The organism is Caballeronia sp. M23-90 (assembly GCF_053574605.1).
Map to the genome: position 1 here is coordinate 1 of NZ_JBSIPA010000176.1, position 12,168 is coordinate 12,168.

Annotated in this window: 12 protein-coding genes; 4 read left to right on the plus strand and 8 right to left on the minus strand. The window is 60.7% G+C overall.

What is annotated here, in order from left to right; genetic code table 11:
* Positions 1-105: 105 nt before the first annotated feature.
* From ACRXB1_RS18100 to ACRXB1_RS18115, 4 genes are all read left to right on the plus strand, one after another.
* A complete protein-coding gene (locus ACRXB1_RS18100; protein WP_449492761.1) occupies positions 106-1,002 on the plus strand; it encodes an amino acid ABC transporter permease in 897 nt (298 codons plus the stop codon).
* 29 nt (positions 1,003-1,031) lie between these two features.
* Positions 1,032-1,796 (plus strand): amino acid ABC transporter ATP-binding protein, encoded by a 765-nt coding sequence (locus ACRXB1_RS18105; RefSeq protein ID WP_449492762.1) that lies wholly within the window; start codon positions 1,032-1,034, stop codon positions 1,794-1,796.
* Positions 1,797-1,849: 53 nt separating this feature from the next.
* Positions 1,850-2,686: an ABC transporter substrate-binding protein gene (locus tag ACRXB1_RS18110; protein WP_449492763.1), complete on the plus strand. Its 837-nt coding sequence runs from the start codon at positions 1,850-1,852 to the stop codon at positions 2,684-2,686.
* A 142-nt stretch (positions 2,687-2,828) separates the two neighbouring features.
* Entirely contained in the window at positions 2,829-3,467 is a 639-nt protein-coding gene (locus tag ACRXB1_RS18115) for an FMN-binding negative transcriptional regulator (protein ID WP_449492764.1), read from the plus strand.
* Positions 3,468-3,516: 49 nt separating this feature from the next.
* On the opposite strand, the gene ACRXB1_RS18120 is transcribed toward ACRXB1_RS18115, so the two are convergent.
* The 8 genes from ACRXB1_RS18120 to amaB form a co-directional block, all read right to left on the minus strand.
* Positions 3,517-4,566, minus strand: coding sequence for an ABC transporter substrate-binding protein (locus tag ACRXB1_RS18120; RefSeq protein ID WP_062003228.1), 1,050 nt, complete (start codon positions 4,564-4,566; stop codon positions 3,517-3,519).
* A 404-nt stretch (positions 4,567-4,970) separates the two neighbouring features.
* The gene (locus ACRXB1_RS18125; RefSeq protein WP_449492765.1) at positions 4,971-6,104 is read right to left on the minus strand and encodes an NAD(P)/FAD-dependent oxidoreductase; all 1,134 of its coding nucleotides are present in this window, start codon (positions 6,102-6,104) and stop codon (positions 4,971-4,973) included.
* Positions 6,097-7,527, minus strand: coding sequence for an FAD-dependent oxidoreductase (locus ACRXB1_RS18130; RefSeq protein ID WP_449492766.1), 1,431 nt, complete (start codon positions 7,525-7,527; stop codon positions 6,097-6,099). The genes ACRXB1_RS18125 and ACRXB1_RS18130 overlap by 8 nt, the downstream gene beginning before the upstream one ends.
* Positions 7,524-7,826 carry a (2Fe-2S)-binding protein gene (locus tag ACRXB1_RS18135; RefSeq protein WP_062171372.1) on the minus strand — a complete coding sequence of 101 codons (303 nt, stop codon included), beginning with the start codon at positions 7,824-7,826 and terminating at the stop codon, positions 7,524-7,526. The genes ACRXB1_RS18130 and ACRXB1_RS18135 overlap by 4 nt, the downstream gene beginning before the upstream one ends.
* A gap of 9 nt (positions 7,827-7,835) precedes the next feature.
* The gene (locus ACRXB1_RS18140) at positions 7,836-8,630 is read right to left on the minus strand and encodes an ABC transporter permease (RefSeq protein WP_062003232.1); all 795 of its coding nucleotides are present in this window, start codon (positions 8,628-8,630) and stop codon (positions 7,836-7,838) included.
* Positions 8,631-8,643: 13 nt separating this feature from the next.
* Positions 8,644-9,558, minus strand: coding sequence for an ABC transporter permease (locus tag ACRXB1_RS18145; protein WP_062003233.1), 915 nt, complete (start codon positions 9,556-9,558; stop codon positions 8,644-8,646).
* Positions 9,551-10,627: an ABC transporter ATP-binding protein gene (locus ACRXB1_RS18150; protein WP_062003234.1), complete on the minus strand. Its 1,077-nt coding sequence runs from the start codon at positions 10,625-10,627 to the stop codon at positions 9,551-9,553. The genes ACRXB1_RS18145 and ACRXB1_RS18150 overlap by 8 nt, the downstream gene beginning before the upstream one ends.
* Positions 10,628-10,835: 208 nt before the next feature.
* On the minus strand, positions 10,836-12,168 hold a 1,333-nt coding region (amaB, locus tag ACRXB1_RS18155; protein WP_449492767.1), incomplete at its 5' end, for an L-piperidine-6-carboxylate dehydrogenase.

Below are 12,168 nucleotides of genomic sequence, written 5' to 3' on the forward strand. Positions count from 1 at the left end.
TGGGTATGGCGGCACGGCGCCGGCCCGCGTGAAGGAACAGATCACGCGTCTGCGCACGGCAATAGACAAACAGGCCGCATGGGCGGCCGACTACAAGGGACCTACATGCTGAGTGCATCGAACGAACGGGAATCGAACCATCGCGCGGCGCACGAAAGCGCCGGCGCGTTCGCCGATATCTCGCACTTCGAACACGTTCCGCGGCGGTATTACGGACGCTATGTTGCATCGGCCGTGATCCTCGCGATAGTCGCGTACATCGTCCTGGCGTTTGCGCGCGGACAGATCGACTGGGCGGTGGTCGCGCGTTTCCTCACAGCCAAGTCGATCCTGAAAGGTCTCGCCAATACCGTCATCATGACCATTCTCGCGATGGCGCTTGGCATCGTGCTAGGCGTGGTCGTGGCGATCATGCGGCTCTCGACCAACCCGGTTCTGCGCAGCGTCGCTTATGCCTATGTGTGGCTGTTTCGCGGCACGCCGGTGATCCTTCAGTTGCTGTTGTGGTTCAACCTGGCTCTCGTGTTTCCGGTCATGGGCATTCCCGGATTGTTCGAGTTCCGTACCGTCGACATCATGACGCCGTTCCTTGCCGCATTGCTCGGGCTTGGCATCAACCAGGGTGCGTACACATCCGAAGTCGTGCGCGCGGGTCTCCTTTCCGTCGATACCGGCCAGTACGAAGCCGCCAAGTCCATCGGCATGCCGAGGTTGCAGGCGCTGCGCCGCATCATCCTGCCGCAGGCCATGCGCGTGATCGTGCCGCCTATCGGCAATGAACTGATCGGCATGGCGAAACTCACGTCGCTTGCAAGCGTGATCCAGTACGCCGAGATGCTGCACAACGCCGAGAATATCTATTACGCGAACGCCCGCGTGATCGAATTGCTGATGGTCGCGGGCGTCTGGTATCTCGTGATCGTCACCGTGCTTTCCATGCTGCAGTCACGCGTCGAAGTCCGCTTTGCACGCGGCGCGGGCCGCGCGTCGGCGAAGCGATGACGCAAGAGAACACGGGAATGAATACAGCCATGAACCCATTAGTCAAAGCCGTCGATCTACGCAAGTCCTATGGCGAATTTCAGGCGCTGCAGGGCGTTCACCTCGACGTCGAGAAAGGCGAGGTGCTTTGCATCATCGGGCCATCGGGCTCGGGCAAAAGCACGTTCCTGCGCTGTATCAACCAGCTCGAAACCATCAGCGGCGGCGCGTTGTGGGTGAACGGAGAACTGGTCGGATACCGTCGCGTGGAGAACAAGCTTTACCCGCTTTCAGAAAAACAGATGGCGCGGCAACGGCTCGCGACCGGCATGGTGTTTCAGCGCTTCAACCTGTTCCCCCATATGACCGCGCTGGAAAACGTGATCGAGGGGCCGGTGCAGGTGCTGAAGAAGAAAAAATCCGAAGCGGTGGAAGAGGCACGGGCGTTGCTTGGGCGCGTCGGCCTCGGCCACAAGTGCGATGCCTTCCCGGTGGAGTTGTCGGGCGGCCAGCAGCAGCGCGTCGCCATAGCACGCGCCCTGGCGATGCATCCGCAGCTCATGCTCTTCGATGAACCCACCTCCGCGCTCGACCCTGAACTCGTCGGCGAAGTGCTGAGCGTGATGCGCGATCTCGCGAGGAGCGGCATGACGATGATCGTGGTCACGCACGAACTCGGCTTCGCCCGCGAAGTGGCGAACCGCGTTGTCTTCATGGATCAAGGCAAGATCGTGGAAACCGGCACCCCCGAACAAGTGTTGTCTCAACCGCATCAGCAGCGTACGCAGGACTTCATATCGGCCGTGCTGTCCTGATTTTTTACGGCGTAACCGTATTGCCCATCAACCTCTAGCTCAGGCGACTACTCATGATCGACTCCTTGTTCCGGCGCACCCTTGGCGGTTTTTTAGTTGGGGCCGTGATGCTGAGTGCATCGTTTGCACACGCCCAAACGCCCGTTGGCGGCAAAGGAACGCTTACGGCTGCCATCGTGCCGAACTATCCGCCGTTCGAATACAAGGACCCCGCCACCGACGAACTCACCGGCTTCGACGTCGATCTCGGCAATGCGCTCGCTGCGAAGATGGGCGTCAAGCTGAAGTGGGAAGAAACCAGTTTCGACCAGATGATGAGCGCGCTGACCACGCATCGTGTGGACGTGATCTTGTCGGGCATGACCGACTTGCCGCCGCGTCGAGAATCCGTGAACTTCCTCGATTACATCAAGACCGGTCCGCAGTTCTACACGCTGAAAGCACGCGGCGGCGAATACGCGCAGATCGAAGCAGTCTGCGGCAAACGCGTGGGGTCGAGCCGGCGTACATCGTTTCCCGACGACACCAAGACATGGAGCGACGAGCATTGCGTAAAGGCCGGCAAGCCTGCAATCGTGGTCGTAGGCACGGACGGTTCCGCCGACGCCCGCCTGCAATTGCGTCAGGGCCGGCTCGACGCGGCTGTGCAAGGCGGGGAGACCTTGCCGTATCAGAACACGCTGGAAAAGGATGCGTACGCGCCGATTGGACAGTCCTTCCTTTCGCAGTACACGGCCATCGGCATGGCGAAGGACAACACCGCGTTGAGCGACGCCATGAAGCAAGCGTTCGGAAAGCTCCTCGCCGACGGCACCTACAAGAAGATCCTGACGAAATGGGGCCTGCAGGAGCATGCGGTATCGAAGGTCGTGATCAACTCGCAGGAATAAGCCCGCACGGAAAAACGAAGTGGCTGGGCGAATTCTTCGAAATTGGCCCTGTTTCCGCAGGCGGTTTTTAGCGCATCATTGCGTGTTGGCATCGGGGATTGCTTCCGGAGCCGATCAAGCCGCCAAGGATACAGGAGCCTGAATGTATATCCCCGCCCACTTTGCCGAAACTCGCGCTGACGAGCTTCATCGGCTGATGAACGAATACCCGCTTGCCGCGCTCGTCACCCACGGCCCGGACGGACTCGATGCGAATCATGTGCCCTTCGAACTGGATGCATCGGCGGGGAGTCATGGCATTCTGCGAGCGCACGTCGCGCGGGCGAATCCGGTCTGGAAAGAAGTGGTGGACGGCACCGAGGTGCTCGTGATCTTTCGCGGACCCGAGCACTACATTTCGCCGAACTGGTACCCGAGCAAGCACGAGGCGCATCGGCAAGTGCCGACGTGGAACTATCAGGCAGTCCATGCGCATGGAAAGATCACGATCCGCGATGACGAAAAATTCCTGCGCGGACTCGTTGGGCGGCTCACGAAAGTGCATGAAGCCGGCGAGGAGAAGCCCTGGAAAATGGGCGATTCAACCCGCGAATATATCGATTCGATGCTGGCGGCCATCGTCGGCATCGAGATCGAGATCACGCGGCTGGTCGGGAAATCGAAGCTCGGCCAGAACAAGGAGCGACGCGACCTTCAGGGCGCAATAGACGGTTTGCGTGCCAACGGCGAACAGCCGCTTGCCGACGTAATGTCCATAGCGCTCGCCGCCAAACCGGAGTGACAAAACGGGCGTTGCCTGAAGCCACGCCCGTTGTTCAATCAAGCCTCGATCAACGCTCGACCTGACGATTCCAGCGCGCGTCCCACTGCGGACGATTCGCGTTGATCACATCCCAGTCCACCGTGTTGACCTTCTTTACGAGGTCATCGAGATTGCCGAGTTGCTGTTGCATGGCGTCGGTCATCTTCGCCTGACGGTTCGTCGGAATCTGGCGACCGGCGCTCGCCGCCTTCGTTTGCGCCGATGCCGAGATCATGAACGCCGCAAGTTTCTGCGCCAGTTCCGGGTCGGGATTATTCGCGACGACGCATTCATCCACGAGCAGGAGCACCGGTCCTTCCTTCGGATTCACGTAGGCAACGGGAATGCCCTTCGTCTGCAGATCGCCGGCGGCCGTTGGGGTCAGCGGGAACAATCCGGCCTGACCCGTTTGCACCATCTCCGAGATCTTCGCCGAGTTCGGAATGTACTCGATCACGTTCTTGCCTACCGTGCTCTGCCACTTCGTGAAGCCCGGTTCGACGTTCTTTTCCGTGCCGCCTTCAAGGCGGTTGATCATCAGGAAACCATGCAGGCCGAACGTGCTGCTCGATGCCGACTGGAAGACCACCTTGTCCTTGTATTTTGGATCGGCGAAGTCCATCCAGGAGGTCGGCGGTGCCCAGCCTTTTTCCTTGAACAACTTCGTGTTGTATGCGATGCCAGTCATGCCGAGCTGCACGCCTGCGCCGATGTCGTCCTTCATGCGTGCGAAGGGGTAGAGTTGCTGGAGCTCGGGACCTGCCGCCATTTTCTGGCATACACCCATGCTGACAGCGCGGGCCATGACGCCATCGTCAAGGAACACTACGTGGATCTGCGGTTTTGCTTTATTTGCCAACAGCTTCGCCAGGATGTCCGAGGACGTGCCCGGGACTACGACTACCTTGACGTTGTTGGCCTTTTCGAAGTCAGGGAGCACCTCGCTGGTGTAGGCCTTTTCCATCGGGCCACCGTTCATTCCTATGTATATGGTCTTGGTTTCTGCGTGGGCGGGGATCGAGGCCAAAAGGCCCGCAGCACAGAGGGCGCTCGTGAGACTCGCTAGGGATTTTTTCATTGGAGTTGCTCCTTGGTAACAGGGTCTTTTCGTCGTTTTGTTGTTGGGGGTTTGCTTTTGCTTTAGCGGGTGGTTCTTTGCCGGGTTGATGCTTTTTGCGCCCGCGCGCATCTCGCTCTAACTGTTCTTTTTCGCACTGTTAGCCACTGTCCGTGGCGGCACTTCATTTCTTTTTCCAACGGCGAAAAAGAAACGAAGCAAAGAAAACGCCTCTCCACCGATGGCTCATAAGTGTCCCGAGCGTGCACATTTATCTGTTTGGTACTTCAGAAGAACGCTCTACGCCGCAATCAAGAGCACTTGAAACCCTCCCCCTCCGTCAACAGCAACCCACACGCTTCGCCACCAGTGTGGGAATCCGTTAACCAGGAAAACCACCCCTCACGCGCCGTGCGAACTATCAGTCAAGCAGCCGCTACTCCCGACCATCTCTTGATCGAGAAACCATCTATCGGTGTGCTCGTCTTTCCGTCTATCACCAAGTCCGCCAGGACTTCACCTACCCCCGGCGCAAGCAAAAAGCCACCGCCCGAAAAGCCGAAAGCGTGGAGCAGCTTTGGCGTCGTTTGGCTAGGGCCAATCACGGGGTTGTCATCGGGTGTGCTGCCTTCAACGCCAGTCCAGGTTCGCAACAGCAAGGCGTTTTTAAGTCTCGGCAATAGCTCACATGCCGCTCTCATTACTGTGCGTGTGGTCTCGGTCAGCGGTTGTGCATATTCTCCATCACCCAAACCGCGGCCGCCGCCAATCACCACGTTTCCTCGCGATACCTGACGCGCGTAGATTCCGCCGCCATACACGCCCAGATTGTGATCGATGAAATACGGCATCGGCTCCGTCACCCACATGTTCGGATAGATCGGCTCCATCGGAATGGACTCACCGAAGAAACCCGCTACGGTGTTGCCCCACGCACCCGCCGAATTGATCAGCCAGTCAGCTCGCGCCTCAATCGTCACACCCGAATCATGGCGCGCCTGGATCACAAACTGCTCACCATCTCGCGTGATTTGCGTCACCGCCGTCTGCTCGCGGACATCGGCGCCAGCCACGCGCGCAGCGCGCGCAAACGCAGGCGATACGATTCGCGGATTCGCATGACCATCGCCAGGACATAACGAACCGCCCAACGCCGCCGGGCCTAGCCACGGGTAGCGCCGGCGAAACGACGGACCACTCATCACCTGCAGGTCAAGACCATATGGATTTGCGACCTGCGCGTATGCTTCGAGCGCCGCAAGGTCCGCTTCACTGCGCGCGAGGCGCAAATGGCCCGATATCACAAACTCGCCATCCGTTCCGATCAACTCCGGCAACCTGTCCCAGATCGCCCGCGCACGCACGGCAAGCGGCAATTGCACTGCGGAACGCCCTTGCCGGCGAACACCGCCATAGTTCACACCGCTCGCCTGCGCACCGCAATAGCGGCGCTCGAACAAGCCGACCTTCAAGCCGCGCTTGGCAAGCATCAGCGCCGCCGATGAACCAACCAGTCCGCCGCCCACCACCATCACGTCGAAGCGCAAGGTTTCATTCATCGCGGGCGTGCTCCGGGATCGAGGAAAGATCGTCTGCGCCGTTCATGTCCGCCATCAACGCAATCGATAAAGGCACCGGCTTGATCGGTGCCTGTCCCCGCAAACGACCAACATCGGCAATGCTCTTGCCCGTCTCCGCACTCAACAACTCGGCAGCAGCCGCGCCGCACATGCGACCCTGGCATCGGCCCATGCCGACGCGCGTGAGCGCCTTCAGCCGGTTGATCTCGCTTGCTTCACCATCACGGATGCATCGGCGTAACGTGCCCGCGGTCACTTCCTCACAACGGCATACGGTCATGTCGTCCGGCCATGCCGATGCACAGTCCGAGGGCGGCGCAAATGCCTGCTCCAGCCCCACGCGAAACCGAGCGATGGTCGAAAGTTGCCGGTCGAGTTTCGATGCCTCTCCGATGTCCGCAGCAGGATGCTTGAGGTCTTCGAGCATCGCCAATGCAGCGCGTCGCCCGGCCAGTTCAGCCGCGTCCGCGCCGGCTATACCTGCGCCATCGCCCGCCAGATAAACACCCGCTACGGAGCTGCGGCCGGCGGTATCGCGCTCCGGTAACCATGCGCGATTGAGCGCATCGAAACTGAAGCGGCAAGCGGCAAGATCAGCGAGCTGCGTCTCGGACCGCAAGCCGTATCCAAAGCCGATTGCGTCGCACGGGATGGTCATTTCACGCGCGCCGTCGCTGAAGGTGATGCCCTGAACGGCGCCATGTCCGTCAGCGCGCACGATGCGCACACCGCGCTCGATGCGAACGCCATGCGCCGCCAGCCAGCCGACGTAATACAAACCTTTCGCAAACGTAGATGGCTGCTTCAGCAAGCGCGGCGTCGCGGCGAATTGTTTGGAGAATGGATTGGTGTCGAGTATTGCTTCGACCTGCGCGCCCGCTTTCGCGTACTGATATGCGACAAGATAAAGCAGCGGCCCGGTTCCCGCGAACACGACCCGCCGTCCGATCGAGCAGCCTTGCGCCTTCAACGCAATCTGCGATGCGCCCAGCGTATATACACCCGGCAAGGTCCATCCGGGGAACGGCAGGATGCGATCCGTTGCGCCCGTCGCGATAAGCAGATGCGAATACGGCACCGTGCGCTGACGCCCCGCATGGAAGGTATCGAGTTGCCCCGCCCCGCATCCCCAGACGAGCGTATCCGGCCGGTAATCCAGCTGCGACACCAGGTTTGCCATCGTCGAATGTACGGCGTCGGCCTTGCGCGCCTCCATGCCATATAGCGCGCTTTTGGCGCGGGCGAAGCCAGCATCGGCCGGCGGCTGCCGATAAATCTGACCACCGGCACGCGCCGCTTCGTCGATGACAACCGGCCTCAAGCCCGCCGCCACCAGTGTCTCGGCCGCGCGCACGCCCGCAGGACCTGCGCCGACAATCACGATGTGCTTTTGATCGCTCATGCTTCAATGGGCCGCGTCTGAATACGCATGCCGTCCTTGATGATCGTTGAACATGCCCTGATCCGCGTGCCATCTTCCAGTTGCACCCAGCAGTCCTGGCACGCGCCCATCAGGCAAAATCCCGCACGCGGTTCGCCGCTGAATTCGGTGTTGCGCACGCGCCGCGTGGTCAGCAGGATGGCGCTCAGCACCGTATCGCCGGTCAACGCAGTTGCAGATGTACCATCCAGTACAAAATTCACGGCCTTGCGATGTGTCTCCGTCAATCGAACGAATTGCGGCTGTGGGTCTTGTGTCATGGGCTCGAATCAATGCGTTCCGATCAGGATGCGGTTCAGTCCGTACACGCGATCGAGCAGGATCATCGCGCCCGCGGTGATGAAGATCACGAGCGCGGAAACCGACGCCATCATCGGGTCGATCGATTCCGTCGCGTACATGTACATGCGCACGGGCAGCGTGACCGTCTGCGGCGATGTGACGAAGATCGACATGGTCAGCTCATCGAAGCTGTTGATGAACGCCAGCAGCCAGCCGCCTGTGATGCCGGGCAGAATCATCGGCAACGTGATACGGCGAAACGAGGTCCAGCGGTCAGCCCCAAGCGACTGCGCCGCATGTTCGATACTGCGATCCATGCCACTGACAGACGCCAGCACGAGCCGCATCACGAACGGCGTGATGATGATCATGTGCGCCGCGACGAGCCACGGAAACGATCCGGTCGCGCCGATCATCGCGAAGAATCGCAGGAACGCGATGCCGAGCACGAGGCTCGGAATCACCAGCGGCGAGAGGAACAGGCCGTTGAGAAATTCGCGCCCGGGGAAGCGTTCACGCCCTATAGCGAGCGCCGCGGGCAAGGCGAGCGCGAGCGACAATGTAGCCGATGAAAACGCCAGCTTGATGCTGTTCGCAAACGCCGAGATGAAATCCGGATAGTCGAGGATCGCGCGGAACCAGCGCAGCGACAAACCGTGCGTGGGGAGCGTCAGCGTCTGCTCCGGCGTGAACGCGACGAGCACCACGATCACGAGCGGCGCAAGCACGAACAGGATCACGAGCGTGTGGAAGCTCAGTGCAATGAGGCCGTTCTTTCGCATGGCGGCGGCCTCCTTAGCCGAGGCTTCTGGAGTAACGCCGCTCCAGAACCCTGTAATACGTGATCATGATGATGAGGTTCGCGATCAGCAGCAAAATGGCAATGGTCGCGCCGAGCGGCCAGTTGAGCGAACCAAGGAATTCATCGTATACCGCGGTCGCCGCGACTTTCAGACGGCGTCCACCGAGCAGACCCGGAATCGCAAACGCGCTCGCCGACAACCCGAACACCATCAGGCTGCCCGAGAGAATGCCGGGCGCAACTTGCGGCAACACGATCCGTCGCAAGGTCGTAGCCGGCGATGCCATCAGTGAGAGCGCCGCGTTCTCGACTTGCGGGTCGAGCTTCTGCAATGACGTCCACACAGGGATCACCATGAACGGCAACATCACATGCACGAGTGCAATGACGATCGCGAACGTCGTGTATTCGAGCTTGTACGGACCCATGCCGAACAGTCCGAAGAACTGGTTCACAATGCCGCCCGTATTCAGCAACATGCTCCAGCCGAACGCGCGCACGACCACCGAAACGAGCAAGGGCGCAAGGATCACGAGCAGGAACATCGAACGCCACGGATCGCGCATCCTGTACAACACGTACGCTTCGGGCGCACCAATCGCAACGCACAGCAAGGTGGTCAGGATCGCGATGCCGAAGGTCCGGGCGAAGATGATCTGGTAGTAGCTGTCCGTCAGCACTTCGGCGTAATTGCCGAACTGGAACGCGGCGATGGGACCGCTCGCCGGATCGAACTTGTAGAAGGTCAGGACAACCGTCATTGCGAGCGGCGTGAGCACGAGCACCGCGAACAAGATGAACGCGGGCAAGCTCATCAGCCACGGCGGCACGAACGCATGCCACGGCGCGCGAGGTTTGTTCGACGAGTCCGGAGAAGATCTATTCGTGGATTCGAGCATGCTAGCCATGGTTCGCTTCCTGAATCACACGCACGGAATCTCGATGCCAGTCGATACCCACCGCCTCACCCTCGGCCACCGGTTCCGTGCCTTCGTTCTGGCTGCAAACGAGGACTTCGCCGAGCGCGGTGTCGACGCGATACAACCACTGGCTGCCCAAGAAGAACCGGCTCGTGACAGTCGCCGACAACCGTCCCGTTCCCACCTTGCACAAGTGCAATTTCTCGGGGCGAATGCATAAGGTCACCGTGTCGCCTTCGCGCCAGACGGTGCCTGCGTCGATGCAAGCAATGCCGGTCAGGTCATGCCCGAGGTCCACATGCACCTCGTTGGGACGCGCCTCGGTCACCTTGCCCGCAAGCATGTTCGCCTTGCCGATGAACTGCGACACAAATCGATTCTCGGGCCGCTCATAAGCACGATACGGCGAGTCCACCTGCGTCACACGCCCTGCTTCCATCACGACCACGCGGTCACTGATGGACAACGCCTCGGACTGATCGTGCGTGACCATCACGGTCGTCGTGCCGACCTTGCGCTGGATGGTGCGTAATTCGAACTGCATCTCCTCGCGCAACTTGGCGTCGAGGTTGGACATGGGTTCATCGAGCAACAGAACCGGCGGCTTGATCACGAGCGCACGTGCGATTGCCACGCGTTGGCGCTGGCCGCCCGAGAGTTCACGCGGATAACGCGCGGCGAACGCATCGAGCCGCACGAGCGAAAGCGCTTCGCGAATCCGCTCCGCACATTCGGCCTTGCCGATGCCGCGCATCTCCAGACCGAAGCCCACGTTCTGCGTCACCGTCATGTGTGGAAACAGCGCGTAGCTTTGAAACACCACGCCGAGGCCGCGCTTGTTCGGGCGGACATTCGTGATGTCCTTGCCATCGAGCGAAATACGGCCCTGCGTGACATCGATAAAACCCGCGATCATCTGCAGCGTCGTGGTCTTGCCGCAGCCCGATGGTCCAAGCAGCGAGACGAACTCGCCCTTTTCGACCGAGAGGCTCACGTCGCTGACGGCGTGCAGGTCGCCGTAGGCTTTTGTCAGTTTGTCCAGCACGAGAAACGACACGGTGGCCTCCAGGGTCTTCCGGAAAACAGTTGGGCAATCAGACAGGCGATGCGAACCGCTTGAAAAGCCGCTTTAAAAATGGCTCTTCACAGCGAAACGCGATGGAACACACGCGGAGGTCCGCCGCCTGGTTGGGCGTGCCGCGGTTGGCACGCTTCGGGCGGCAGGGTCGACGCCGGGGTATGGCGTCTTGTCTTTCTTTTATTGACTACACGTCGAACTTGACGCCTTGTGCAAGCGGCAATTCGCGGCTGTAGTTGATCGTGTTGGTCGCGCGGCGCATGTAGCCCTTCCACGCATCGGAGCCCGATTCGCGGCCGCCGCCGGTTTCCTTTTCACCGCCGAACGCGCCGCCAATTTCCGCGCCGCTCGTGCCGATGTTCACGTTCACAATGCCGCAATCGCTGCCCGCCGCCGACATGAATTGCTCCGCTTCACGGATGTCGTTGGTGAAGATCGCCGACGACAAACCTTGCGGCACGCCATTCTGCAATTGCAGTGCATCGGCGAAATCGTCGTAGGTCAGGACGTAGAGGATCGGCGCGAAGGTCTCGCGTTCGACCACGGCCGTTTGCGCCGGCATGCGCACGAACGCGGGACGCACGTAATACGCTTCGGCATGACCGCCGATTTCCACGCGTTCGCCGCCCTTCACGTCGCCGCCTTGCTCGCGTGCATCGCGCAGCGCTTTTTGCATGGCATCGAATGCGGCGCGATCAACCAGCGGACCGACCAGCGTATCGCTTTCAAGCGGACTGCCCACTTTCACCGATGCAAACGCTTTTTCCAGACGCGGCAACAGCTTGTCGACTACGCTGCTGTGAACCACGAGACGGCGCAGCGTCGTGCAACGCTGACCTGCCGTGCCGACCGCCGAGAACGTCACGCCGCGCACGACGAGATCCAGGTCGGCGCTGGGCGCCACGATCACTGCGTTATTGCCGCCGAGTTCCAGAATGCTGCGGCCAAGGCGCTTCGCCAGCACTTGCGCGACTTCCATGCCCATGCGCACGCTGCCGGTGGCGCTGACGAGCGGCACCTTGGTGGATTCCGTCAGCGTCTGGCCGATATCGCGTTCGCCGAGCAGCAACTGACTCAGGCCTTCGGGCGCGACGCCGGGATGGGTTTTATCGAATTCGCGCAGCGCTTCTTCGAACAGCGCGTGACACGCGATGGCCGTCAAGGGCGTTTTCTCCGAAGGCTTCCACACGACCGAATCGCCGCAGACGATTGCCAGCGCCGTGTTCCACGACCACACGGCAACCGGGAAATTGAATGCCGAGATCACGCCGACCACGCCAAGCGGATGCCACGTTTCCATCATTCGATGCCCGGGACGCTCGGACGCGATGGTCAGGCCGTAAAGCTGGCGCGAGAGACCGACTGCGAAGTCGCAGATGTCGATCATTTCCTGCACTTCGCCCAGGCCTTCGGAGGTGATCTTGCCGGCTTCCAGCGTCACCAGGCTGCCAAGCGCGGCCTTGTGCTCACGCAACACGTTACCGAACTCGTGCGCGTGTTCGGTAACGTGTTGCGTGAGC

Coding starts and splice junctions, on each gene's coding strand:
- ACRXB1_RS18140 (WP_062003232.1), bottom strand. CDS start 8,630: ATGCGAAAGAACGGCCTCATTGCACTGAGCTTCCACACGCTCGTGATC.
- ACRXB1_RS18145 (WP_062003233.1), bottom strand. CDS start 9,558: ATGGCTAGCATGCTCGAATCCACGAATAGATCTTCTCCGGACTCGTCG.
- ACRXB1_RS18120 (WP_062003228.1), bottom strand. CDS start 4,566: ATGAAAAAATCCCTAGCGAGTCTCACGAGCGCCCTCTGTGCTGCGGGC.
- ACRXB1_RS18115 (WP_449492764.1), top strand. CDS start 2,829: ATGTATATCCCCGCCCACTTTGCCGAAACTCGCGCTGACGAGCTTCAT.
- ACRXB1_RS18135 (WP_062171372.1), bottom strand. CDS start 7,826: ATGACACAAGACCCACAGCCGCAATTCGTTCGATTGACGGAGACACAT.
- ACRXB1_RS18110 (WP_449492763.1), top strand. CDS start 1,850: ATGATCGACTCCTTGTTCCGGCGCACCCTTGGCGGTTTTTTAGTTGGG.
- ACRXB1_RS18125 (WP_449492765.1), bottom strand. CDS start 6,104: ATGAATGAAACCTTGCGCTTCGACGTGATGGTGGTGGGCGGCGGACTG.
- ACRXB1_RS18105 (WP_449492762.1), top strand. CDS start 1,032: ATGAACCCATTAGTCAAAGCCGTCGATCTACGCAAGTCCTATGGCGAA.
- ACRXB1_RS18100 (WP_449492761.1), top strand. CDS start 106: ATGCTGAGTGCATCGAACGAACGGGAATCGAACCATCGCGCGGCGCAC.
- ACRXB1_RS18130 (WP_449492766.1), bottom strand. CDS start 7,527: ATGAGCGATCAAAAGCACATCGTGATTGTCGGCGCAGGTCCTGCGGGC.